Consider the following 23,955-nt stretch of genomic DNA (forward strand, 5'->3'; position numbering starts at 1 on the left):
GGACCTTGCCGCACAAAGGGACGCAAGATCCCCGGAGGGACACGACATATGGCTGACGAGATCAAGTCCGAGGCGCTGGACATCACGGACGAACTGATCGCCGAGCGGCGCGCCGGGGAGCCGGGCCAAACGCCTTCGGACATGGTACCGTGGATGCGTCCGGTGGTCCGGTGGATCGAGTTGCTGAACCTCTGGGTCGGTCGCCTGACCTGCCTTCTGGTGCTGCCGATCATCGCGGTGATGGTCTGGGAAGTAGTCAGCCGCAAGCTGTTCCTCGCTCCCACCGATTTCTCCTTTGAATACAGCCGGATGCTGGCCGGTGCCATGTTCATGCTGGGCGCGGGTTATGCATTGATGCGCGGGGTGCACATCCGTGCGGATTTCATCTATCGCAACTGGTCGCGCAAGCGGCAGGCGACAGTCGATGCAGCGCTCTATCTGGCCTTCTACTTCCCGGCCATGCTGTTTTTCCTGTGGATCTCGGCCGAGTACACGATCAAGGCCTGGGCCACTTGGGAGCGTTCGATGGACACCGCGATGATGGCGCCGCTTGCGCCGGCGCGGACGGCCATGCCCATCGCGGCCTTCCTGCTGCTGCTGCAGGGCATCGCCGAATTCCTGCGCACGCTCTACGACATGCCCGCCGAGCGGCGCCAGAAGTTCGTCACGTTCCTGCCTTTCTATGTCGTCGGCCTCGGTCTCGTCTTCCTCGGCATCGTCTATCCCGACGTGCTGCCGCTGGGAGAGTGGTGGAGCGGCCTGATCGGCGCCACCGGTGCGGGGAATATTCCCAACGAGGCGATCGGGATCATCATGATCGGCGTCATGTTGTTCGCGATCTTCGTCGGCTTCCCGATCAGCTTCACGCTGATCTTCCTCGGCTTCGTCTTCGGGTCCTGGGGCTTCTCCTCGAAGATGACATTCTACCTGCAGACATTGCAATTCAACGCCACAATGCTGGATGAGCAGCTTGTGGCAGTGCCGCTTTTCGTCTTCATGGGGATCCTGATGGAGAAAGCCGGGCTGATGGAGCGGCTTTTCACCTCGATCCAGTTGATGTTCAGCCGCACACGCGGGGCGCTGTTCGTCGCCGTTCTCTTCGTGTCGATGATCTTTGCCGCCGCGACCGGCATCGTTGGCGCGTCGGTCACGATCCTCGGCATCATGGCAGCGCGCACGATGAACCGGTCGGGATACGACGTGCGCCTGGCCGCCGGAACCATCACGGCGGGTGGCACGCTCGGCATCCTGATCCCGCCCTCGATCATGCTGGTGGTGATGGGACCCGTTCTGGAAGTGCCGGTGACCGAGCTGTTTCAGGCGGCAATCATCCCGGGCATCATGCTTGCGTTCCTCTACATGCTCTATGCGCTGGTGCGTTGCTGGATCAACCCGAGCCTCGGGCCGATCCTGCCCAAGGAGGAGCAACCCGAGACCTCACCCTACTATGCGGTCGAGTTCGTGTCGGTCTTCACCGCGCTGATCATCCTGGTCACGCTGGTTACACTGGCGCTTCGAGGCGATTTCGCGGGTCTCTTTCCTTTCGCCGGACCGGTGATTCCGCTGGCGTGGATCGGGGTGATGTATGCCGTCTATGCCTGGACGCGGGCGGTCCGGCCCGGGGGCTTTTTTTATTCCGACCTCTGGTACGAGTTCTTCATGGGGCTGGTGCCGCCGACGACGCTGATCGCCTTCGCGCTCGGCTCGATCCTCGCCGGTTGGGCGACCCCGGCCGAGGCTGCCGCCTGCGGTGCATTCGGGGCGATCTTCCTATCGCTTGCCTATCGCAAGCTGACCCTGCCTAGTTTCTACGATGCGATGATCAAGACGCTGGAGATCACCGTTCTGATCATGTTCCTGGTCGCGGCGTCGAATTTCTTTGGCGCGGTGTTCAGCCGTCTCGGCACGCCGACCATGCTGACCGAACTGCTGCTGGCCTGGGACCTGTCCGCCACGGCGGTGCTGGTCATCATCATGGCGCTCGTGTTCCTGTTGGGCTGGCCATTGGAATGGGTGCCGATCGTTCTGATCATCGTGCCGATCCTGGTGCCGACGCTCGAAGCCCTGGAGGTCAACCTGACCTGGTTCGCGATCCTTGTCGCGGTCAACCTGCAAACCGCCTGGCTCAGTCCGCCGGTGGCGCTGTCGGCCTATTTCCTGAAGGGCGTCGTGCCGGAATGGGATCTGAAGGACATCTATTTCGGCATGATGCAGTTCATGCTGATCCAGTTGTTGGGCCTCGTTCTTATCTTCAATTTCCCTCAGATCGCGCTCTGGCTGCCCAACTACATCTACGGTCAGTAAGGGTCCCGCATCTGGCCTTACAGAAACTTCGTCCGAGGTGCTGGTAACGACCGGCGGTCCCGTGCATGGTGCGCTGCGACACGCGTTTCAATTCCAGACGGAGGGCAGATCATGACCTTGCACCCGAATTCCATAGAGGCCCGCGACGTGGCCTATCACATGCACAGCTACACCAACGCGCGCGCGCATCAGGAAACCGGGCCGCTGGTGATCGACCGGGGCGAGGGCGCCTATGTCTTCGACAACACCGGCAAGAAATATCTCGAAGCGATGGCCGGCCTCTGGAGCACGGCGGTCGGTTTCAGCGAGCAGCGGCTAGTCGACGCGGCCACGGCACAAATGCAGAAGCTGCCCTATTACCACAACTTCGCCAGCCGATCACACGGTCCCGCCGTCGATCTGGCGGAAAAGCTGATCCAGCTCGCGCCGGTGCCGATGAGCAAGGTGTTCTTCACCAACTCCGGGTCGGAGGCCAACGACACCGTGCTCAAGCTGCTATGGTATCGGTCCAACGCCATGGGGCAGCCGCAGCGCAAGAAAATTATCAGCCGCCTGCGTGGCTACCACGGTGTCACCATCGCCTCGGCCAGCATGACCGGCCTGCCAAACAACCACCGCTCGTTCGACCTGCCGATCGCGAACGTGCTGCATACGACGTGTCCTCACCACTACCGCGACGCGCATGAGGGCGAGAGCGAGGAAGATTTCGCAACGCGCCTGGCGGCGGAACTGGAGGAAATGATCCTCGCCGAGGGTCCGGACACCATCATGGCGATGATCGGCGAGCCTGTGATGGGCGCCGGTGGCGTGGTCGTGCCGCCCGCGACCTATTGGGACAAGGTGCAGGCGGTTCTGAAGAAATACGACATCCTGCTGGTTGCCGACGAGGTGATCTGCGGGTTCGGCCGCACCGGCAAGCTGTTCGGCTCGATGACCTTCGCCATGAAGCCCGACATCATGGTCATGTCCAAGCAGCTGACCTCGACCTACTTCCCCTTGTCGGCCCTGATGATGAACGAGCGCGTGTTCGAACCGATCGCCGATGAAAGCAACAAGATCGGGGTTCTCGGCCATGGTGTCACCGGCGCGGCGCACCCGGTCGGCGCGGCCATCGCGCTGGAGAACATCAAGATCATCGAGGAGCGTGGCCTTGTGGCCAATGCCGCCGAGGTCGGGGCCTACATGCAGGAGCAGTTGCGCACGTTGTCCGACCACCCACTGGTCGGCGAGGTGCGCGGCATCGGTCTGATCGCGGCGGTCGAACTGGTGCTCGACAAGGAAAGCAAGACTGCGTTCGAGAAACCCGGTCAACTGGGCGCGAAGACTGCCGCACGGTTGTTGGAAAACGGCGTGATCTCGCGCGCCATGCTCGACGCGTTGGCCTTCTGCCCGCCGATGATCGTGACCCGGTCCGATATCGACGGCATGGTGTCGACGCTGCGCCGCACGCTGGATGAAGTCGCCGCCGAAGTGCTCTCGTGAGCGGAGCGCTCTAGGATGGCCATCCGAACAGCGATCATCGGCCTCGGGATCATGGGCCGGCGCATGTTGGAGCATATGCTGCTGCATGACGGGTTTGCCCCGGACATCCTCTGGGATCCGGACCCTGAAGCCTGCGCGCAGGCGCGCGCCATGGCGCCCGATGCACAGATCGCCGAAAGTGCGGAGGCCGCGATCGCCGCGGTCGACCTGGTCTACCTGGCCTGCCCGCCGGTGCCGCGCCGGGACTATGCGCTGGCCGCCGCCGCCGCGGGCAAGGCGCTGTTTCTCGAAAAACCGCTTGGCATCGATGTGCAGGCCAGCGCCGATCTTGTGGCGCGGATCGAAGCCGCCGGGGTGCCGGCGGCGGTGAACTTCACCCAGGCCGCGGGCGCGGCGCTGACGGACGTGTCGGCCGCGGCCGAGGCGGGCGAGCTCGGCGAGCTTCTCGGCGTCGATATCGTCGTCACTTACGCCAATTGGCCGCGCGCGTGGCAGCAGGCGGCCGACTGGTTGCGCTTTAGAGCCGAGGGCGGCATGACGCGCGAGGTGATCTCGCATTTCCTGTTCTTCTCCGAACGTATTCTCGGGCCGCTTCACCTGGTTTGGGCGCGGGCCGATTACCCCTCGGATCCGAAGCTCTGCGAAACCCATGTCGCCGCCCGGCTCGAAAGCGCCGAGGGTCGCGTGGTCACGATCATGGGCAGCGTCGGTGGCGCACAGCCCGACCGGCAGGAACTGACCGTCAAGGGCAGCCGCATGAGTAGGCGGATCAGCGAATTCTACCGCGATGCGGCCTCGCAGGGCGGTGCGTTCGAACCCACAGGCTCCGAGCCGGACGATCCCCGCGCGGCGAGCATGAAGGCGCAACTCGATGATCTCGATCTGCTGGTGAAGGGCGAACCGAACCGGCTCGCGACCTTGCCGGAAGCGCTGCGCGTGCAGGTGCTGGTCGAGTCCATTCTGGCCGGAACCGGATAGCGCGCTGAAAGGGCCAGTCTGTATGCCGGGACCGCTGCACGGAATACGCATCCTCGACGCTACGACCATGATCTCGGGGCCGCTGGCTACTATGATCCTAGCCGATCAGGGCGCCGAGGTGATCAAGATCGAGCACCCCAGGGGCGGTGATCACAGCCGCCAGGTCGCGGGGCGGCGCGGCGGATTCAGTGCCTCTTTCCTGAACAACAACCGGGGCAAACGTTCGGTGACGCTCGACCTGAAGCATCCGCGCGGCCTGACTGCGGCGCTGAAGCTCTGTGCGGGGGCCGATGTTTTCGTACAGAATTTCCGCCCCGGGGTCGCCGAGCGGATCGGCCTTGGCGAGGACGCGGTGCGCGCCGTGCGGCCCGATATCGTCTATGCGTCGATCGCGGGTTTCGGGTTTGAGGGCGACTGGGCGAAACGCCCGGTCTATGATCCGCTGATCCAGGCACTTTCCGGGCTGGCCAGCGTCCAGGGCGGCGCGGATCAGGCGCGGCCGCACCTCGTGCGCACGATCCTGCCTGACAAGGTGACCGCGATCCAGGCCAGCCAGGCGATCACCGCCGCGCTTTTTGCACGCGAACGTAGCGGGCAGGGCACCCATCTGCACCTTTCGATGCTCGACACGGTGGTGCATTTCCTCTGGAGCTCGGACATGGCGGGCTTCACCTTCGTGGGCGACGAGATCCCGCCGCAGGCGCCGTCCGAGGGCCAAAGCTTCATCGAGTTGATCTACCAGACAGCCGATGGCTGGATGGCTGTGTCGGCGCACACGGATTCGACCTGGTCCGGTCTCGCAGCGGCCGTGGGACGGCCCGATTGGCTGACTGATCCACGCTTTTCCAGCGTCGCCCTGCGCGAAATCAACAAGCCCGCGCGGCTGGAACTGACGCAGGAGGCGCTGCTGACCGACACCACGGCGAACTGGATGCAGCGGCTGACGGCGCATGACGTTCCCTGCGCTCCGGTCCTGACCCGGCGCGAGATGTACGAGCATCCGCAGGTCGTTGCCAATGGGGCGGTGGTCGAGGTCGACCATCCACAGGCTGGGCGATTGCGCCAGGCCAGGACTCCGGCGCGCTTTTCGGCCACACCGACCGAGCCTCCCGCCGTCGCGCGGCGACTCGGTGAGGACACCGAGCAGGTCTTGCAGGAGGCCGGCTATAGTGCGGAGGACATCGCCGAAATGATCTCGCAGGGAATCGCCACCGGACCGCAGGGCCCAAGCGAATGATCGACCTCTATTTTGCCCCGACGCCAAATGGCTGGAAAGTCTCGATCATGCTCGAGGAATGCGGGTTGGACTACACCCCGCACCTGGTGCGCCTGTCCGAAGGCGATCAATTCGAGGATGCGTTTCTCGCGATCAGTCCGAACGCCAGGATCCCGGCGATCGTCGATCACGATCCGCCCGCCGCATGGGGTGCCGATCCGGTGTCGGTGTTCGAATCCGGCGCGATCCTTCTCTATCTCGCCGACAAGACCGGCCGTTTCGCGCCTGACACCAAAGATCATCGCGCTCGCAAGGAGATGATCGAGTGGCTGTTCTGGCAGGTCGGTAACCAGGGGCCGATGGGCGGACAACTCAGCCATTTCAGGAACTATGCGCCGTCCGATCAGCGCGACTACGGCTTCAAGCGCTATCTCGGCGAATACGACCGCAACCTCGGGGTGCTCGAGAACCGTCTGGAAAACCGCGACTGGGTTCTGGGCGAGTCCTATTCCATCGCCGACATGCTGATCTTTCCATGGGCCTTCATCGCCAAGCCACTCGGTGCGTCGCTCGATGCCTTTCCGCGCGTTGCCGACTGGCGTGCCCGGATCAAGTCGCGCCCCGCGGTGCAGCGCGCGATCGATCTTTTCAAAGGCGACCAGAACCGCGGACAGCACCGCGCGGACAACAACGCTGTCCTGTTCAACCAGTCCGCCGCGTCGCTCAGGGCGAAATCGAAGGATGCACCGCCCAAGTGATCCCTTTTTCGGCATCGGACTTGCGTGGCACCTGCCAGCGGCATGAATTTATTGACCGTCTGATAAAAAAATGTCTGACTGACCGCCAAATGCCAACGGGGGACATTGCAATGAAAATCAAGGGAAGCCTGTCGCGCAGGCTGGTTCTGGCAGGAGCGGTTTCGGCCGGTCTCGTGCTGTCGGCAGGCGCTGCCTTCGCGGAAACGATCAAGGTCGCCGCGATCTACACGCTGCCGGTCGAACAACAGTGGATCAGCCGCATCCACAAGGCGCTGAACACCGCGCAGGAGCGTGGTGACATCGAGTATGTTTTCTCTGAAAACGTCGCCAATACGGACTATGAACGCGTGATGCGAGAATACGCGGAACAGGGCGTCAGCCTGATCGTCGGCGAGGTGTTCGGGCTGGAACGCGCGGCGCGCAAGGTGGCTGCCGACTATCCCGAAACGGCCTTCCTGATGGGCTCGTCCTTCGGGCCCGTCGCGCCGAATTTCGCGGTGTTCGACAACTGGATTCACGAACCCAGCTACCTGACAGGCATGATCGCCGGTGAGGCGACCGAAACGAACGTGATCGGCATGGTCGGCGGCTACGCGATCCCCGAAGTGAACCGGCTGATGAACGCCTTCATGGACGGTGCTCGGGCGGTGAACCCGGATGTGCGCTTCCTCGTGAATTTCATCGACAGCTGGTATGACCCGCCCAAGGCCAAGGAGAGCGCATTTGCCATGATGGATGCGGGCGCCGACATCATGTATGCCGAACGCTTCGGGGTGGCGGATGCCGCCGTGGAACGCGGCGTGAAGGCCATCGGAAATGTGATCGACACCTCGGACGACTACCCCGACACGATCCTCAGTTCCGCGCTCTGGCACATGGAGCCGACCATCGACCGGGCCATCGCCGAGGTCGCCGGCGGCACGTTCGAGGCGGCCGACTACGGGCAATACAGCTTCATGGCCTATGGCGGCGGCTCTCTGGCCGTGGACGAGACCCTCGTGCCGGCGGAGGTCATCTCGAAGGTGAAGGAAACCGAGAACGAGATCCTGAACGGCATGTTCCGCGTCAACGTGAATGACGCGCCGCCCGTGTCCGACAAGTGACCAGAGCGGGGCCGGCCCGGTGCCGGCCCGTCTGAACGCATGGTGTCCTCCAGGATCCTTTCGCTGAACGCGCTGTCCAAGCGGTTCGGCAGCGTGCTCGCCAACGATGCGGTCAGCCTTGACCTGCATCGGGGCGAGGTGCTGGCGCTCCTTGGCGAGAACGGCGCTGGCAAGACGACGCTGATGAACATGCTGTTCGGCCACTACATGCCCGACAGCGGCTCGGTCGACGTGTTCGACGAGACGGGCAGGGCGCACCCTCTGACGCTGGGCCATCCGCAGGCGGCGTTGGCGGCAGGGATCGGCGTGGTACACCAGCATTTCGCACTGGCCGAGAATCTGACCGCGCTCGACAACATCTCTCTCGGCTCCGAACCGCTCTTCGCGCTGCGGCGAAACCGCGCCGCGGTCCGCGCCAAGGTTCAGGGCATCATGGCGCGCAGCGGTCTTTCGGCGCCGCTGGACGTGCCGGTCGGGCGCTTGTCGGTGGGCGAACGCCAGCGGGTCGAGATCCTGAAGGCGCTGTACCACGACGCGCGCATCCTGGTTCTGGACGAACCGACCGCGGTGCTGACCCCCCAGGAGGCCGATACGCTCTTCGCAAATATCGGTGCGATGACCCGTGACGGACTGGCGGTGATCTTCATCAGTCACAAGCTGCGCGAGGTGCTGGCCTTCTCCCATCGGATCGCCGTGCTGCGTCACGGCGTCAAGGTGGGCGAGATGGAGACCGCGAGTGCAGACGAGCGCACCATTGCGCGGATGATGGTTGGAGCCGATACGCCGATCACGCCTCGCGACGCGATGCGACCCGGCGCTCCGGTACTGAGGCTCGCGGATGTCAGCGTGGCCGGAAGCTCGGCGCGCGACAGCCTGTCGGGCGTGTCCCTGACGGTTCACGCGCACGAGGTTCTGGGCATCGCCGGTGTCTCGGGCAACGGACAGGCGGCGCTTGCCGGCGTGATATCGGGCCTGCGACGGCCGAGCCGGGGCGATGTCATCGTCGATGGCACGCCGATCTCGCGCCCCGATCCGCTGGCGATGATCCGCGCTGGCGTCGGGCGCATTCCCGAGGATCGCCATCACGATGGAATTGTCGGTGCGATGTCGGTGGCGGAGAACATGGTGATCGAACGGTTGGATGAAGCCGATGTGCAAAAGGGCGGCCTGCTCGACAGGGCCGCTATGCGGCGGAATGCCGAAGCGCTGTCGCGCGCCTACGACGTGCGCGGGCCGGGCATCGATGCGCCCGCGCGGCTGCTGTCGGGCGGCAACATCCAGAAACTGATCCTTGCGCGGGTGTTCGAACGCGGCCCGCGCCTGATCCTCGCCAACCAACCGACGCGCGGCCTCGACATGGGGGCCGCGGCGGAGGTTGGGCGACGCCTGCTGGAAGCGCGCGCGCGGGGGGGCGGCATCCTGCTGATATCCGAGGATCTGGACGAGATCCTCGGCCTGGCGGACCGGATCATGGTCATCCATGATGGCGAGCTGGTCGAGGTGACAAGCCGCGACCGCGAAGCGATCGGCCTGCAGATGGCGGGAGAGGCCGCATGATCCGGATCGAACCGCGCCCCGCGCCGTCGCGTCGCCTGACCCTGGGCGTTCCTGTCCTGTCCGCAGTGATCGCGCTGGCTTTGGCGGCGATTCCGTTGGGTTTTGCCGGGGCAGACATCCTGACGGCCTATGGTGAAATGGCCCGGGGCGTGTTCGGCTCGGTCTTCGCCTTTTCCGAGATGCTGACGCGGGCCACGCCACTGATCTTCACCGGCCTCGCCGCCGCGCTGGCCTTTCGCGCCAAGCTCTGGAACATCGGGGCCGAGGGTCAGCTCTACCTCGGCGCGATGGCGGCGGTCGCCATCGGGGCTGGCGCCATCGATGCGCCCGGCATTGTTCTGGTGCCGCTGATCGTGGTTCTCGGAGCGGCGGCCGGGGCGGCGGGCATGGTGGTGCCGGCGGTGCTGAAGACCCGGTTCGGGGCCGACGAGGTGGTGACGACGCTGCTCCTGAACTTCGTCATCCTGATCTTCGTGCAGATGATGCTGGAAGGCGCGTTGAAAGATCCGATGGGTCTGGGTTGGCCGCAATCCGCGCCGATCCTCGACCAGGGCATGTTGCCGACGCTGATCGACCGGATGCGGGTGCACTCGGGCCTGGTGATCGCGCTGGTCGCCGCGGCGGTGGCGCAGTTCATGCTGGCGCGTTCGGTCTGGGGCTTTCGGCTGCGCGCGGTGGGGGAAAATCCCGCTGCGGCGCGGCACGCCGGAATCCGTGTGAACCGGACGCTTCTGAGCGTCGCCATCGTGTCCGGTGGCCTCGCCGGTCTGGCGGGTGTAGGCGAAGTCGCGGGCCTCAAGGGCTATCTGACCGCCGACCTGTCGCCGGGCTTCGGCTATACCGGGATCGTTGTTGCGATGCTGGCCGGGCTGTCGCCGGTGGGTGTCGTGATCTCGGCCCTGTTCATCGCCTCGGTCTTCGTGGGCGCGGACAGCATGAGCCGGGCCATGGGCGTGTCGTCGTATCTGGCCGATCTGGTGGTGTCGATGTCGCTGCTCTGCGTGCTGGTCGGTGGGTTCTTCGCGCGCTATCGCATCGTGCGCAGCGTCAGGGTGCAGGCATGATGGATATCCTGCAAATCCTGTTGAGCGAGTCGTTCTGGGCAGCATCCCTGCGGATCGCCACACCGCTGATCTTCGGCGTGCTCGGAGCGCTGCTGTGCGAAAAATCAGGCGTGCTGAACCTCGGGATCGAGGGCATCTTCGTTGCCGGTGCGATGTCGGGCTGGATGGCGGTCTGGCTGGGCGCAGGTCTGTGGGGCGGGGTGCTGGTGGCCGCCGGGGCCGGGGCGTTCTTTGGCTTGATCCACGCGATCCTGACGGTGCCGCTGGGCCTGTCGCAGCATGTCTCGGGGCTCGGCGTCACGTTGTTCGCCACCTCTGTCAGCTATTTCGTCTATCGTACGGCCCTACCCAACGTGTCCTCGCCGCCGCGGATCGAACCGTTCCGGGCGTTGGACATTCCCGTCCTCTCGGATCTGCCCTTTCTCGGCCCGGTGCTATTCCAGCAAACCGCGCTGACCTGGCTGGCGCTGGGGATGGTGGGGCTTGTCTGGTATGTGCTGAACCGCACCGCGCTCGGCGTGGCGATCCGGGCGGTGGGCGACAACCCGGACAGCGTCGATGCGCAGGGCCTGTCGGTGTACGGGCTCAGGATCGGTGCGGTGGTGGCCGGGTCGGCGCTGATGGCGCTCGGAGGCGCGTTCCTGACCATGTCGGCCTTTGACGCGTTCTTTTTCGGCATGGTGAACGGGCGCGGCTGGATCTGTATCGCGCTGGTCATCTTTGCCAGTTGGCGGCCCGGCAAGGCGTTGTTGGGTGCGCTGCTGTTCGGTGCCTTCGATGCCTTGCAGGTCCGGCTGCAGACCGAGGTCGGCGCCTTGGTGCCGGGGCAGGTGTTCCTGATGGCCCCCTATATCCTGTCGATCATCGCGCTGGTGATCGCGGCTCGCAAGGCCGACTATCCGCGTGCGCTGCTGACGCCGTGGTTCAAGGGCCAGAGATGAAAGGACCGGGATGTTCGACCTGATCGTCAAGAACGCGACGCTGCCGGACGGGCGCAGAGGAATGGATATTGGTTGTTCCAAGGGCAGGATCGTCGCTGTCGAACGTGATCTCGCGGCGGAAGCGCGCGAGGTGATCGACGCTGCGGGACGGCTCGTCGCACCACCTTTCGTCGATCCGCATTTCCACATGGACGCCACGCTGTCGCTGGGGCGTCCGCGCATGAATTCCTCGGGCACCTTGCTTGAAGGCATCGCGCTCTGGGGCGAGCTGAAACCGATCCAGACGGTCGACGAGATCATCGCGCGCGCCCTGCGCTATTGTGACCTCGCGGTGTCGATGGGAATCGGAGCGATCCGCAGCCATGTGGACGTGTGCGACGATGAGTTGAAAGGCGCCGAGGCCCTTCTGGAGGTGCGCCGACGGGTGGCGCCATATCTCGACCTGCAGTTGGTCGCTTTTCCGCAGGACGGCGTGTTGCGCGGTCCCAACGCCATGAACAACCTGATACGCGCGCTGGACATGGGCGTCGAGATCGTGGGCGGTATCCCCCATTTCGAGCGCACCATGGAGGATGGTGCCGAAAGCATCCGTCAGCTCTGCCGGATCGCGGCCGATCGCGGTCTTGCAGTGGACATGCATTGCGACGAAAGCGACGATCCCCTCAGCCGCCACGTCGAGACACTGGCCGCAGAAACCCTGCGCTACGGGTTGCAGGGGCGGGTTGCCGGGTCGCACCTGACCTCGATGCACTCGATGGACAACTACTATGTCTCCAAGCTGCTGCCGCTGATCGCCGAGGCCGGACTGCATGCGATCCCGAATCCGCTCATCAACATCATGTTGCAGGGGCGGCATGACGGTTATCCCAAGCGTCGCGGCCAGACCCGCGTCCCCGAGTTGCGCGCCGCCGGCGTCACCGTCGGTTTCGGTTCGGACTGCGTCATGGACCCGTGGTATTCACTGGGTCGCGCCGACATGCTGGACGTTGCCGCGATGGGTCTACATGTGGGTCAGATGTCGAGCCGTGCCGAAATGGAATGGTGTTTTGACGCTGTTACGGCAAATTCGGCGGCGATCATGGGACTGAAGGAGTATGGGTTGGAGGTTGGATGCGCCGCGAACATGGTGGTGTTGCAGGCGTGCGATCCGATTGAAGCGATCCGCCTGCGGGCGACGCGCCTGTTCGTCGTGCGCGGCGGGCATGTCATCGCGCGCACCGAGCCCCAGAAAACCCGCCTCGATCTTCCGGACCGGCCTGGCGAGATCGATCCTTCGATCTATGCGCCGGAAGCCGGAGAATGAGCGGTCTTGCGACGTTTGGGGTCCTCATTCGTGCCGGTGACAGGGTACAAACTCGCAGCTATCGCCCCGAAGGCGGTGGTTTGGGCGGCTTTTGCATTGATTTTTGTCGTGTTGGTGCTTTGAATATCGCCGGCACCGTCTGGTGTCGCAATGAAGGTCAGTAGGTGACGGTCCACAGGTTTCAGACAATTCGGCAGAATCGCTCGGCAATCGAGCGTCAGCTGACCATCCTGCTGCTCAGGGCGATCCGCGATCAGAGCGATCCGAAGATCGCGGGGCTGCTCGTCGAGAAGCTTGGAAGCGGCGCTTTAGGGGCTCAGGTAACTGCGAGTATAAATCTGCTATCTCAAGCTGGGCTGTCAGTTCCGGAGCCTCCAGAAAGCCGGCCAGGCTTGAACCGAAATACCGCGCCACGGACTTTGCATCGGAAAGATCCAGCGGGTCTCTAGCCGCCGACAAGGCGCTCTCGAGCCTGTCTGCCGGGACGCCCGATCCGGCGGCGACCGTTTTCAGGTCATCGCCCGTGCGCGCCATGGCGTCGGACAGGGCCGTGTGAAAGGGTTTGATCATCGCCTTCACTTTTTACCGAACAGACCAAACCTACTCTACGCCCGTCTCTCCTGACAATGGTTTTGCGCTACCGCTGCCAGTTCAGGCGGAAACGGAACATCACGTTGACGCGACGCGCGATGCGACCCAGTCTGGGAGAAGATGGGGCAACAGGACCCCGAAGACTGGGAGGCTGACATGACACGACCGATTGCTCTGGTGACGGGTGGGGCGCAAGGCATAGGCTATGCCTGTGGGGCTGCGCTGGCGCGAGACGGGGCGCAAGTGGTTCTGGCCGATATCAAGGCCGACGCGGTAGAGCGGGCATCGCGCGAGTTGGGCCAGGGCAGCGTCGGTATGGCCGTGGACATGGGCGTTCCCGACGAGGTCGACGCACTGTTTGACCGGATCGAATCCGAGGTCGGCCCGGTGTCGATCCTCGTGAACAACGCGGGCATCGCCTTGCCGAACGACTTTTTGGACACCACGCTCGAGGATTTCCGCAAGGTTCTGGACGTGAACCTGATTGCCGTGTTTCAGGCCACGCAGCGCGCTGCCAAGACCATGGTGGCGCAGGGTTTGCGCGGGTCGATCGTTAATATGTCGTCGATCAATGCCGTGGTCGCGATCCCGACGATTCCCGCCTACTGCGCTTCCAAGGGCGGTGTGATGCAACTGACCAAGTCGGCAGCACTCGCGCTCGCGCCGCACGGCATTCGGGTCAACGCGGTCGGGCCGGGCTCGATCGATACCGAAATGATGGCGGGGGTCAACGCCAGCCCCTCGGCGCTCGAAACGGCACTGTCGCGCACGCCGTTGCGCCGGCTGGGCAAACCCGAAGAAATCGGCGAGGCGGTCGCCTTCCTCGCCAGTGACAAGGCAAGCTATGTCACCGGCGAGACGCTCTATGTCGACGGGGGGCGGCTGGGTCTGAACTACCTGAGCTGAGGGAGGAGGCCTGAAATTGCTTGCCAAACGCGCACAAACACACAACCCTGTCAGGATGCGAGACATGATATGCTCACCAAACGGGCGAAACGCCGTGCAAACGGGCGGTTTCGTCCGGATTCTCTCGACGGATGCGGACGCGCGACGGGATGAATTGGCAGCTGCCCCGCTCTGGAACACAGTTCGATCATGAGCAGTGAAGAAAAACCCTTTGACGAAATGCTGGAGCGCGGCGTCGCGCCCCGAGGCCCCTACAAGGCCTATTACGAGTGGTTTCAGGGCGAGAACCTGAAACATCTGCGGCGCAAGTCCGCCGATGCCGAGGCTTTCTTTCGCCGCATCGGGATCACGTTCAATGTCTATGGTCAGGATGAGGCCGACGAGCGGCTGATCCCGTTCGACATCGTGCCGCGGATCATCGCAGCGGATGAGTGGGCGCGACTGGAGCGTGGCATCGAACAGCGGGTTCGCGCGATCAACGCGTTCCTGCACGATATCTATCACCGCCAGGAGATTCTGCGCGCAGGGCGCGTCCCGCGCGAGATCATCGCCGGCAACGAAGCGTTCCTGCCCGAGATGATCGGTGTCGATCCACCGGGCGGCGTGTACACGCATATCGTCGGCGTCGATCTGGTGCGCACCGGGCCTGACGAATTCTTCGTGCTCGAGGACAATGCCCGCACGCCGTCTGGCGTGTCCTACATGCTCGAAAACCGCGAGACCATGCTGCAGATGTTCCCGGAGCTGTTCAGCCGGCTCAAGGTCAGGCCGGTTTCGCGCTATCCGCAGCGCCTGCGCCGGTCGCTGGCGGAATGCGCGCCGCCCGGCGTGGCGACGGCCAATCCGGTGGTGGCCGTTCTGACACCCGGCATTCACAATTCGGCCTATTTCGAACACTCCTTCCTGGCCGACCAGATGGGCGCGGAGCTCGTCGAAAGCGGCGACCTTCGGATCGAGAACGGGCGCGTGGCGATGCGCACGACGCAAGGATACGAACCAATCGATGTGCTCTATCGTCGGGTGGACGATGCCTTCCTCGACCCGCTGACCTTCAACCCCGACAGCCTGCTGGGCGTGCCCGGGATCATGGATGTCTATCGCGCGGGCAATATCACCATCGCCAACGCGCCCGGCACAGGTATCGCAGACGACAAGGCGCTTTATTCCTACATGCCGGACATCGTCGAGTTCTATACCGGAGAGACCGCGCTTCTGAAGAACGTGCCGACCTGGCGCTGCTCCGAGCCGGACGCGCTGGCCTATGTTCTGGAAAACCTGAAGGAACTTGTGGTCAAGGAAGTGCACGGGTCAGGCGGCTACGGAATGCTGGTGGGTCCCGCCGCCAGCAGGAAGGAACTCGCCGCGTTTGAAAGCAAGCTGCGCGCCCGTCCCGCGAACTACATCGCGCAGCCGACGCTTGCATTGTCCACGGTGCCGATCCTCGCGAAATCGGGCCTTGCGCCGCGCCACGTCGATCTGCGTCCCTTCGTTCTGGTTTCTCCCGAGCGGATCACCATGATGCCGGGCGGATTGACCCGCGTGGCACTCAAGAAAGGGTCGCTTGTCGTCAACTCTTCGCAGGGTGGCGGCACCAAGGACACCTGGGTATTGGGGGATTAGGCCATGATGCTGGGCAAGACCGCCGGCGGCCTGTTCTGGATGTTCCGCTATCTCGAACGCGCCGAAAACACCGCCCGCCTGCTGGAAGCGGGTTGGCGCATCGCCCTGACCCGCACAGGCGAAGCGGAGAACGAATGGCAGAGCGTCATCACGACGGCCGGCCTCGCGCAGCAGTTCAATGCCGCGCATGACGAGTACGACGCGCCGGAGGTGATCGATTTCCTGCTGCGCGGCAAGACCAATCCCACGAGCGTTCTGGCCTCTCTTGCCGCTGCACGCAGCAACGCGCGCCTGGTGCGCACCGCGTTGTCAAGCGAGGTCTGGGAAGCGACCAACGAGTGCTGGATGGAAGCCAAGGCGCTGCTGGCCCGCCCGGTGAGCGAGCGCACCCTCTACGACACCCTGGCCCGGATCAAGTTTCGCAGCGCGGTGGTGCGGGGTGCGCTGCACGGAACGATGCTGCGCAACGACATCTTCTCCTTTGCGCGGTTGGGCACCTTCATCGAACGCGGCGACAACACCGCGCGGATCCTCGACGTGAAATACTACGTCCTGCTGCCCGCGACCGCGCTCGTCGGAACCCGCATCGACAATGCGCAATGGGAGAATATCCTGCGCTCTGTCTCGGCCGAGCAATCCTATCACTGGCTGAACGGTGGGCAGACCTCGCCCATGGGGATCGCCGAGTTCCTGATCCTCGACCGGCGGATGCCGCGGTCACTGGCTTTCTGCTGCCAGAAGATCGGTGAGAACCTCGGCCAGCTGGCGCAGGAATACGGCACGCGTCACCCCTCGCACGATCTGGCCGATCGCATGTGCGCCCGGATGAACGAGAACACGATCCAGTCGATTTTCGAGGCCGGACTGCACGAGTTTCTGACCGACAGCATTCTCGACATGGGGCAGATCGCGAGCCTGATCGAGACCGATTACAGGTTCTACAGGTGAGTCCATGCAACTGAAGATCAGCCATGTCACGACCTACACCTATGACGAACCGGTCCATTACGCGCTGCAGCAGCTGCGTCTGACGCCGCGCAGCGGCCATGGCCAGACCGTCCTGCAGTGGGAATCGACCGTGACCGGCGGCACCAAGCAGGCCAGCTTTGACGACCAGTTCGTCAACCACACCGAACTGGTCAAGGTGGACGAGGGCGCACAGAAGATCGAAATCGTCAGCCAGGGTCTGGTCGACGTGATCGACCATCAGGGTGTGATTGGCCAGCACAGGGGATATGCCCCGCTCTGGCTGTTCGAGGGACCGACGGAGATGACCGCACCGGGCCCGGGGCTGCGCCAGTTCGCGCGTGGCTTCAAGGCGGAAGCGGGCGGCGAGGACACCTTGACCCAGATGCATGCGCTGTCCGCACGCATCGTCGAGGCCGTCCGCTACGAGACCGGGCGAACCGATATGAGCACCGACGCGGAAACCGCACTCGCGGCAGGCCACGGTGTCTGCCAGGACCACGCGCAGATCATGATCGCCGTGGCGCGCCTTCTGGGTCATCCGGCGCGGTATATCAGCGGCTATCTCATGATGGACGACCGCATCGAACAGGACGCCACCCACGCCTGGTGCGAGGTCTGGACCGAGCCGCTGGGCTGGGTCGGGTTCGACGTGTCCAACGGCATCTCTCCGGATGCACGGTACGTGCGCGTGGCCACCGGGCGTGACGCCCGTGACGCGGCGCCGATTATGGGGATTCGGCAAGGGTCGGGCGATGAGACCTTGCAAGTGACCTTGCAAGTTCAGCAATAGGGTGCTTCACAGTCGCTGGACACAACAAGGCAAGACGTGAATGACATATTGCGTGGGTCTCATGCTGAACCGGGGGCTGGTCTTCATGTCCGACACCCGAACCAATTCCGGCGTCGACAATATTTCTACCTTTCGCAAGATGTTCACCTGGCATGTGACGGGCGACCGCTGCATCACGCTGATGACCGCCGGGAACCTTGCGACCACCCAGGCGGTGATCAGCCTGCTGGATGAACGCAGCAAGGAGCCGGGCGATCGAAATCCCGGCATTCTCGAGGCCGAATCGATGTTTCAGGTCGCGACCCTTGTGGGTGGGCTGCTGAAAAAGGTGATCGCGTCCAACGCCGATACAGGGCAGGTGGCGGATTCCACGTTCAACGCGACGATCATTCTCGGCGGGCAGATCGGTGCCGGTGAACAACGGCTCTTCATGATCTACCCCGAAGGCAATTTCATCGAGGCGAGTTACGACACGCCGTTCTTCCAGATCGGCGAAACCAAGTATGGGCGCCCGATCCTGATTCGGGCCTACGATCCCGAGATGAGCTTCGAGGACGCGGTCAAGCTGCTGCTTGTGTCCTTCGATTCGACGATCAAGGCCAACCTCTCGGTCAGCCTGCCGCTGGATGTGCATGTCTACGAGAAGGATTCGCTGGATCTCGGGCGCGTCTACCGGGTGCAGGCGGACGATCCCTACTTCGAGCAGATCTCGACCGGATGGGGCGTCGCCCTGCGCAGCGCGTTCAACGAATTGCCGCCTTTCCGATTTCCCGAAGCCACGGATTGACCACTGGCCAGACGGGGCGATTCTGCCGGCAGTGTCGTCGATGTCCGAATCCCGCCAGGACTGGGCCGACCCCGATCCATGCGGCGCGGGCGTCCGATGGCCCTGCACCCGCGATCCGCTGAGGGTCACTGATCGTCTCTCGTTAAGCGCATCGCGTCCCGGTGGCAGATCCGCGGCGCAAAGGAACGGGACTGCGCGTGGTCACCTGTCTCGCAGCGCGTCCATGGCGAATGCCGCAATGGTCCTGTTCGAGCGGCTATGACGTTTCGACGTGTTGTCCGGTCGAGGTTTCGGACACGTTGGCCGCGAGCCGGCCTGACAGACAGGCGTCCAGACCCGCCACGCAAAAAGCGATCAGACTCTGGCGGTTGCCAGACAGGCTGTCCTCGGCACCCAGCGCCCGAATCCGCCAAGCAGATGTCAGCAACCCCAGCATGGCGGACACCGAATAGACGAAGCCTGATGCGATGGCAGACCGCGGCGTCTGGGGATAAAGCCGCGCGATCTCGTCAATGAACCGTTGGGCTGTCGGATCGAAGCATTGGGCCGCCAACTCGCGCCAGCGCGTATCGGCCGAGACATGCGCCACGAGCCGCGCATAGGCCAGCCATTGGTCGCCGCCGTTCTCGGCCTTGTCGAGATAGGGGCCGAAGAAGCACTCGATCAACGCCTCGAGGTCCAGTGGACCGGCCGCCTTTCGCGCGGCCAGTTCCCGCAGGCGGAGATCCGACAATTCATCCGCCCGTCGCTGAACCGTTTGCGCGAAAAGCTCGGCCTTGCCGCCGCCGTGATGATGCACCAGCCCGACCTGCGTATCCGCGGCTGCGGCGATATCCCGGACCGTGGCTCCGTCGAAGCCCCGGTCCGCGAAAACCCTTTCCGCTGCGTCAAGGATTCGCGACCGTGACCGCAGAGATCGCTTGGAAGGCGCCCTTTGCCGTTGTTTTTCAAAGGTTACTCTTTCACTCATAAAATCAGCTTGCCTTAAATTGAACATTTGTTCAAGTTAGCGAAGATTCAATCTTGAGGCGGATATGCCAGACACACGTAACCAGTTTGCCCTGATCGGGGCTGGCCCGATGGGCCTTGCGGCGGCCAAGACCCTTCTTGAGCAGGGTGTCGAGTTCCAGGGCTTTGAAGTTCATTCCGATGTCGGTGGCCTGTGGGACATCGACGGACCCAAGTCGACAATGTACGAGAGTGCGCACCTGATCTCGTCCAAGCGAATGACCGAATTCGCGGATTTCCCGATGAAGGACGAGGTCGCCGAATACCCGTCGCACCGGGAGATGCGCCAGTACTTCCGCGATTTCGCCGATCATTTCGATCTGCGCCGGCACTATCGCTTCGGTGCCGAGGTGCTGCGCACCGAGCCGCTGGGGCAAAGCGGCGACGGCTGGCGCGTCACCTGGCGCGATTTGGACGGCGAGCATAGCGCGGACTTCGCCGGGGTGATGATCGCCAATGGTACCCTGTCCGAGCCCAACATGCCGCGCTTTGAAGGCGATTTTGCCGGCGAGTTGATCCACGCCTCGCAGTATCGCCGTGGCGAGCAGTTTGCTGGCAAGCGGGTGCTGATCGTAGGTGCTGGCAATTCCGGCTGCGACATCGCGGTCGATGCGATTCATCATGGCGAGAGTTGCGAGTTGTCGATGCGGCGCGGCTATTACTTCGTGCCGAAATATGTCTTCGGAAAGCCGGCGGACACGGTCGGCGGCGCGATCAAGCTGCCGATGTGGTTGAAGCGGCGGATCGACAAGACGATTCTGGGCTGGTTCACCGGCAACGCGCAGAAATACGGGTTTCCCAAGCCGGATTACGCGATGTACGAAAGCCACCCGGTGGTGAACTCGCTGGTCCTGTACCACGCGGGACATGGCGACCTGAAGGTGCGCGCGGATATCGACCGGCTCGACGGGAACACGGTGCACTTCACCGACGGCACGCAGGGTGAATATGATATGATCCTCGCGGCTACGGGCTACAAGCTGCACTATCCGTTCATCGACGACAATCTGCTGAACTGGCAGGGCGACGCGCCGCACCTGTTCCTCAACGCCATGCATCCGGCGCGCGACGACCTTTTCGTTCTGGGCATGGTCGAGGCCACAGGGCTTGGCTGGCAGGGCCGCCATGAACAGGCCGAGATGGTCGCCCGCTACATCGCGCGGCTGCGGCTGGGTGACAATGCTGCGCGCCTTCTGCAGGCCGAAAAGGCCGACGGCTATGACCGGGCGACCGGTGGCATGAACTATCTCAAGCTCGCCCGCATGGCCTACTACGTCGACAAGACCACCTATCGTCGTTCGGTCAATGCGTGGATTCGGGCGCTCGGTGGACAGAGCGCATGACCGGGATCGACGAGGCGATCCTGAATTTCACTCCGGGGTCGTTGATGCTGCTGAACGCGATCCTCGCGATCGTCATGTTCTCGGTCGCCATCGACCTGACGCCGCGAGATTTCCAGCGGCTGATCCATGCGCCCAAACCGCTGATCGTGGGGTTGATCTCGCAATTTCTTGTGCTGCCGGCGCTCACGTTCGCACTGGTCTGGGTGACCGAGCCGCGCGCATCCATCGCGCTGGGTCTGATCCTCGTCGCGGCGTGCCCCGGCGGCAACATATCCAATTTCATCACCCATCGTGCCGGGGGCAATACGGCCTTGTCCGTGTCGATGACGGCCTTCGCGACGGTCGGCGCGATCCTGATCACGCCGCTCAACATCGCGTTCTGGGGCAGTCTCTACGGGCCGAGCCGCGACATCCTGCGCCAGACCGCCATCGATCCGGTCTCGGTCGCGATCACCGTCGGTTTCATGCTGATCCTGCCGCTGATCGTCGGTATCACGCTCAACACGCGCCGACCTGACCTGGCTGACCGCATTCGCAAGCCGCTTCAGTTGATATCGTTCGGGATCTTCATCGCCTTTGTCGTGCTGGCGCTGGCGGCGAACTGGGCCTTCTTCTTGCAATTCGCGGGTGCCGTCGCATTGCTGGTGATCCTTCACAACACACTTGCCTTGGCGGGCGGTTTCGGCTGCGCAAGCCTGGCGCGCCTGTCCGAGTTCGACCGCCGCGCGATCACCATCGAAACCGGCATCCAGAATTCGGGTCTGGGTCTCGTGCTGATCTTCGGCTTTTTCAACGGGCTGGGCGGCATGGCGGTCGTCGCGGCCTTCTGGGGAATCTGGCACGCGATTTCCGGGCTGGGACTGGCCGCCATCATGAACCGGAGAGAGGCCGCACGATGACACGTATTCTTGTAACCGGCGCGGCGGGCATGATCGGTCGGCGCTTGCTGCAGCACCTGACGGGTCACGAGGTGATTGCCACCGATCTCGCACCGCCGCCTGATCTGCCGGAGTCAGTGCGCTTCGCGCGCATGGATGTGACCGGCGGCGACCCTGCGCGGGTGATCGCCGAGCACGCCCCGGAGGTCATCGTGCATCTCGCGTCGATCGTGTCGCCGCCCAAGGGCATGAGCCGCGAAACGGCCTATGCGGTCGACGTGACCGGCACGCGAAACGTGCTGGATGCGGCCATCGCGACCGGCGTGCGGCGGATCGTGGTCTCGTCGTCCGGCGCGGCCTATGGCTACCATCCGGACAACCCGGTTCCGCTGCGAGAGAGCGATCCGCTGCGCGGAAACGAGGCGTTTCCCTATGCCCACCACAAGCGGCTGGTCGAAGAGATGCTGGCCGACGCGCGCCGGAACGCTCCCCAGCTGGAGCAGGTCGTCCTGCGTGTCGGGACCGTGTTGGGTGCTGGCACCGAGAACCAGATCACGGCGCTGTTTCACAAGCCGCGTCTGCTGGCGGTGCAGGGCAGCGAAAGCCCTTTCGTCTTCATCTGGACCGAAGACCTGGCGCGGATCCTGTTGCGTGCCGCGACTGACGGTCCGGTCGGGATCTTCAACGTCGCGGGCGATGGCGCAATGGGTGTCAGCGATCTCGCCGCGGCGCTCGGCAAGCCGGTGCTCCGCCTGCCTGCCGCAGTGCTCAAGGCGGCGCTGGCGGTGGCGAAACCGCTTGGGATCAGCCGCTATGGCCCTGAACAGGTCAGGTTTCTTCAGTACCGCCCGGTGCTGGCGAACGATGCGCTGAAGAGCCGTTTCGGCTATGTGCCGGAAAAGACCAGCGCCGAGGTCTTCGCGCTCTGGGCGAAGGCGGCGGGGCTGTGAAGACGGCGGTCATCACGGGGGGCGCGGGCGGGCTTGGCCGCGCGCTGGCCGCTTCGTTGCAGGCGCAGGGATGGTGCACGATCCTGCTCGACATCGACGTGACGGGGGTTGAGACAACCGCGAAGCAGCATCCCGTCGCCTGCGATCTGACCGATTCGGGTCAGCTTGATGCGGCGGTTGCGCAAATTCTGGACGCGCATCCTGCGATCGACCTCGTCATCTACAATGCTGGCGTGACCCAGATCGGTCCGTTCGACGAACTGACCGAGCAGACCCACCGCAAGGTGTTCGAGATCAACTATTTCTCGGCGGCCGCTCTGGCGCGGGCGATGCTGGAGCCGGTGCGCCGGGCACGCGGCACGCATCTGGCGATCTCCTCGGTCGCCGGGTTTGCGCCGTTATATCACCGCACCGCCTATGCCGCGTCCAAGCATGCGCTTGAGGGGCTGTTCAAGTCGCTGCGCTCGGAAGAGGCGCCATACGGAGTGCGCTGCCAGATCGCAGCGCCCTCTTTCGTGGCCACCAATACCGGCCGTGCCGAGACGCGGAAAGACGGCATCTCGCGGCCCGGTTCGGCCACCGACGGCATCGACGTGATGACGCCCGAGGCCGCTGCCGCCGAGATCCTGCGCGGGGTCTCGCGCGGTGTGCCGATGATTCCGGTCGGCCGCATCGCGCGCATGGGTTGGTGGCTGAACTGTGTGTCGCCCCGGCTGTTCCAGTTTGCGATGGACCGCAAGATCCGCAAGGGCTGACAGGGTGCGCCGGTGCGCTTGCCCTTGCCCATGTCCGCGGAATGCGCCACCAATGCTGCCGTAACGCTTGCTGCTGCCGGCCATGCCGGCGCGGGATTGGGAGGCGCGCGGAGCATGACGCTTGGATATATCGACACACCGGAACGCGGCGAAACCGACCGCATCCTGACGCGGGTCGCAACGCAACTGGCGGCGCGCGGTGCGCGGCTGGCCGGGGTTGTGCAATCCAACACGCAATGCGGCGACAGCGCGTTGTGTGACATGGACGTGCAGGTGCTGCCCGACGGCCCGTTGATCCGGATCTCGCAGTCGCTGGGCGCTGGCTCGCGCGGCTGCCGGCTCGACCCGATGGCGCTGGAACAGGCGGTCGGTCTGGTCGCCGAGAGCCTCGCGGGGAAAGGCGAGGCGAAACCCGAGCTGCTGATCGTCAACAAATTCGGCAAGCACGAAGCCGAGGGGCGCGGATTTCGCCCCCTGATCGGTGAGGCGATGATGGCGGGCATCCCGGTCCTGACCTCGGTCAATCGTGGCAACACGGCGGCGTTTCTCGAATTCGTGGGAGAGTTCGCCACGCATCTGCCCAACGATGTCGCGGCGCTCGTGGATTGGGCGCTGGCACAGGGCAGGTTGGCCGACCGGGCTGCCAGTTGAT

The 23,955-nt window shown here is 64.0% G+C and carries 21 protein-coding genes; 20 read left to right on the forward strand and 1 reads right to left on the reverse strand.

What is annotated here, in order from left to right; genetic code table 11:
* The first annotated feature begins 48 nt into the window (after positions 1-48).
* From JF290_RS06040 to JF290_RS06110, 15 genes are all read left to right on the forward strand, one after another.
* Positions 49-2,304: a TRAP transporter large permease subunit gene (locus JF290_RS06040; RefSeq protein WP_199023861.1), complete on the forward strand. Its 2,256-nt coding sequence runs from the start codon at positions 49-51 to the stop codon at positions 2,302-2,304.
* Positions 2,305-2,415: 111 nt separating this feature from the next.
* Entirely contained in the window at positions 2,416-3,786 is a 1,371-nt protein-coding gene (locus JF290_RS06045; RefSeq protein WP_199023862.1) for an aspartate aminotransferase family protein, read from the forward strand.
* 15 nt (positions 3,787-3,801) lie between these two features.
* On the forward strand, positions 3,802-4,764 hold the full coding sequence (locus JF290_RS06050; protein ID WP_199023863.1) for a Gfo/Idh/MocA family oxidoreductase: 963 nt from the start codon (positions 3,802-3,804) through the stop codon (positions 4,762-4,764).
* Positions 4,765-4,786: 22 nt separating this feature from the next.
* Entirely contained in the window at positions 4,787-6,001 is a 1,215-nt protein-coding gene (locus tag JF290_RS06055; protein ID WP_199023864.1) for a CaiB/BaiF CoA transferase family protein, read from the forward strand.
* Entirely contained in the window at positions 5,998-6,738 is a 741-nt protein-coding gene (locus JF290_RS06060; RefSeq protein ID WP_199023865.1) for a glutathione binding-like protein, read from the forward strand. Before JF290_RS06055 ends, JF290_RS06060 begins: the two co-directional genes overlap by 4 nt.
* A 110-nt stretch (positions 6,739-6,848) precedes the next feature.
* Positions 6,849-7,841 (forward strand): BMP family protein, encoded by a 993-nt coding sequence (locus JF290_RS06065; RefSeq protein WP_199023866.1) that lies wholly within the window; start codon positions 6,849-6,851, stop codon positions 7,839-7,841.
* Between the two features lie 39 nt (positions 7,842-7,880).
* On the forward strand, positions 7,881-9,398 hold the full coding sequence (locus JF290_RS06070; protein WP_199023867.1) for an ABC transporter ATP-binding protein: 1,518 nt from the start codon (positions 7,881-7,883) through the stop codon (positions 9,396-9,398).
* Entirely contained in the window at positions 9,398-10,462 is a 1,065-nt protein-coding gene (locus JF290_RS06075) for an ABC transporter permease (RefSeq protein WP_425503923.1), read from the forward strand. The genes JF290_RS06070 and JF290_RS06075 overlap by 1 nt, the downstream gene beginning before the upstream one ends.
* Entirely contained in the window at positions 10,462-11,403 is a 942-nt protein-coding gene (locus tag JF290_RS06080) for an ABC transporter permease subunit (RefSeq protein WP_199023869.1), read from the forward strand. Before JF290_RS06075 ends, JF290_RS06080 begins: the two co-directional genes overlap by 1 nt.
* 10 nt (positions 11,404-11,413) lie before the next feature.
* Positions 11,414-12,706, forward strand: coding sequence for an amidohydrolase family protein (locus JF290_RS06085; protein WP_199023870.1), 1,293 nt, complete (start codon positions 11,414-11,416; stop codon positions 12,704-12,706).
* 747 nt (positions 12,707-13,453) lie between these two features.
* Complete coding sequence (locus tag JF290_RS06090; RefSeq protein WP_199023871.1) at positions 13,454-14,203, forward strand: SDR family NAD(P)-dependent oxidoreductase; 750 nt, start codon at positions 13,454-13,456, stop codon at positions 14,201-14,203.
* Between the two features lie 189 nt (positions 14,204-14,392).
* Positions 14,393-15,823, forward strand: a complete 1,431-nt coding sequence (locus JF290_RS06095; protein ID WP_199023872.1) for a circularly permuted type 2 ATP-grasp protein — start codon at positions 14,393-14,395, stop codon at positions 15,821-15,823.
* A 6-nt stretch (positions 15,824-15,829) separates the two neighbouring features.
* A complete protein-coding gene (locus JF290_RS06100) occupies positions 15,830-16,771 on the forward strand; it encodes an alpha-E domain-containing protein (RefSeq protein WP_199024020.1) in 942 nt (313 codons plus the stop codon).
* A gap of 4 nt (positions 16,772-16,775) precedes the next feature.
* Positions 16,776-17,582 carry a transglutaminase family protein gene (locus JF290_RS06105; RefSeq protein ID WP_199023873.1) on the forward strand — a complete coding sequence of 269 codons (807 nt, stop codon included), beginning with the start codon at positions 16,776-16,778 and terminating at the stop codon, positions 17,580-17,582.
* A 40-nt stretch (positions 17,583-17,622) separates the two neighbouring features.
* Positions 17,623-18,369: a proteasome-type protease gene (locus JF290_RS06110; protein ID WP_199023874.1), complete on the forward strand. Its 747-nt coding sequence runs from the start codon at positions 17,623-17,625 to the stop codon at positions 18,367-18,369.
* Positions 18,370-18,625: 256 nt separating this feature from the next.
* Here the strand turns inward: JF290_RS06110 and JF290_RS06115 are convergent, their stop codons facing one another.
* Positions 18,626-19,339, reverse strand: coding sequence for a TetR/AcrR family transcriptional regulator (locus JF290_RS06115; protein WP_199023875.1), 714 nt, complete (start codon positions 19,337-19,339; stop codon positions 18,626-18,628).
* 64 nt (positions 19,340-19,403) lie between these two features.
* On the opposite strand from JF290_RS06115, the gene JF290_RS06120 reads away from it, so the two are divergent.
* The 5 genes from JF290_RS06120 to JF290_RS06140 all read left to right on the forward strand — a co-directional run bounded on the left by JF290_RS06120 (position 19,404) and on the right by JF290_RS06140 (position 23,954).
* Positions 19,404-20,720, forward strand: a complete 1,317-nt coding sequence (locus tag JF290_RS06120) for a flavin-containing monooxygenase (protein ID WP_199023876.1) — start codon at positions 19,404-19,406, stop codon at positions 20,718-20,720.
* A complete protein-coding gene (locus tag JF290_RS06125) occupies positions 20,717-21,619 on the forward strand; it encodes a bile acid:sodium symporter family protein (protein ID WP_199023877.1) in 903 nt (300 codons plus the stop codon). Before JF290_RS06120 ends, JF290_RS06125 begins: the two co-directional genes overlap by 4 nt.
* Positions 21,616-22,548 (forward strand): SDR family oxidoreductase, encoded by a 933-nt coding sequence (locus JF290_RS06130; protein ID WP_199023878.1) that lies wholly within the window; start codon positions 21,616-21,618, stop codon positions 22,546-22,548. Before JF290_RS06125 ends, JF290_RS06130 begins: the two co-directional genes overlap by 4 nt.
* Positions 22,545-23,303: an SDR family NAD(P)-dependent oxidoreductase gene (locus tag JF290_RS06135; RefSeq protein ID WP_199023879.1), complete on the forward strand. Its 759-nt coding sequence runs from the start codon at positions 22,545-22,547 to the stop codon at positions 23,301-23,303. The genes JF290_RS06130 and JF290_RS06135 overlap by 4 nt, the downstream gene beginning before the upstream one ends.
* Positions 23,304-23,417: 114 nt before the next feature.
* Positions 23,418-23,954 (forward strand): DUF2478 domain-containing protein, encoded by a 537-nt coding sequence (locus JF290_RS06140; RefSeq protein ID WP_199024021.1) that lies wholly within the window; start codon positions 23,418-23,420, stop codon positions 23,952-23,954.
* The last annotated feature ends 1 nt before the right edge of the window (position 23,955 follow it).

Origin of the sequence: Sedimentitalea arenosa (genome assembly GCF_016428585.1) — a bacterium.
GTDB lineage: Bacteria > Pseudomonadota > Alphaproteobacteria > Rhodobacterales > Rhodobacteraceae > Sedimentitalea > Sedimentitalea arenosa.

Bases quoted from the DNA above. Each gene is read 5' to 3' on its own strand.
- JF290_RS06040 (WP_199023861.1), top strand. From the start codon at position 49: ATGGCTGACGAGATCAAGTCCGAGGCGCTGGACATCACGGACGAACTG.
- JF290_RS06045 (WP_199023862.1), top strand. From the start codon at position 2,416: ATGACCTTGCACCCGAATTCCATAGAGGCCCGCGACGTGGCCTATCAC.
- JF290_RS06050 (WP_199023863.1), top strand. From the start codon at position 3,802: ATGGCCATCCGAACAGCGATCATCGGCCTCGGGATCATGGGCCGGCGC.
- JF290_RS06055 (WP_199023864.1), top strand. From the start codon at position 4,787: ATGCCGGGACCGCTGCACGGAATACGCATCCTCGACGCTACGACCATG.
- JF290_RS06060 (WP_199023865.1), top strand. From the start codon at position 5,998: ATGATCGACCTCTATTTTGCCCCGACGCCAAATGGCTGGAAAGTCTCG.
- JF290_RS06065 (WP_199023866.1), top strand. From the start codon at position 6,849: ATGAAAATCAAGGGAAGCCTGTCGCGCAGGCTGGTTCTGGCAGGAGCG.
- JF290_RS06070 (WP_199023867.1), top strand. From the start codon at position 7,881: ATGGTGTCCTCCAGGATCCTTTCGCTGAACGCGCTGTCCAAGCGGTTC.
- JF290_RS06080 (WP_199023869.1), top strand. From the start codon at position 10,462: ATGGATATCCTGCAAATCCTGTTGAGCGAGTCGTTCTGGGCAGCATCC.
- JF290_RS06085 (WP_199023870.1), top strand. From the start codon at position 11,414: ATGTTCGACCTGATCGTCAAGAACGCGACGCTGCCGGACGGGCGCAGA.
- JF290_RS06090 (WP_199023871.1), top strand. From the start codon at position 13,454: ATGACACGACCGATTGCTCTGGTGACGGGTGGGGCGCAAGGCATAGGC.
- JF290_RS06095 (WP_199023872.1), top strand. From the start codon at position 14,393: ATGAGCAGTGAAGAAAAACCCTTTGACGAAATGCTGGAGCGCGGCGTC.
- JF290_RS06100 (WP_199024020.1), top strand. From the start codon at position 15,830: ATGCTGGGCAAGACCGCCGGCGGCCTGTTCTGGATGTTCCGCTATCTC.
- JF290_RS06105 (WP_199023873.1), top strand. From the start codon at position 16,776: ATGCAACTGAAGATCAGCCATGTCACGACCTACACCTATGACGAACCG.
- JF290_RS06110 (WP_199023874.1), top strand. From the start codon at position 17,623: ATGACATATTGCGTGGGTCTCATGCTGAACCGGGGGCTGGTCTTCATG.
- JF290_RS06115 (WP_199023875.1), bottom strand. From the start codon at position 19,339: ATGAGTGAAAGAGTAACCTTTGAAAAACAACGGCAAAGGGCGCCTTCC.
- JF290_RS06120 (WP_199023876.1), top strand. From the start codon at position 19,404: ATGCCAGACACACGTAACCAGTTTGCCCTGATCGGGGCTGGCCCGATG.
- JF290_RS06125 (WP_199023877.1), top strand. From the start codon at position 20,717: ATGACCGGGATCGACGAGGCGATCCTGAATTTCACTCCGGGGTCGTTG.
- JF290_RS06130 (WP_199023878.1), top strand. From the start codon at position 21,616: ATGACACGTATTCTTGTAACCGGCGCGGCGGGCATGATCGGTCGGCGC.
- JF290_RS06140 (WP_199024021.1), top strand. From the start codon at position 23,418: ATGACGCTTGGATATATCGACACACCGGAACGCGGCGAAACCGACCGC.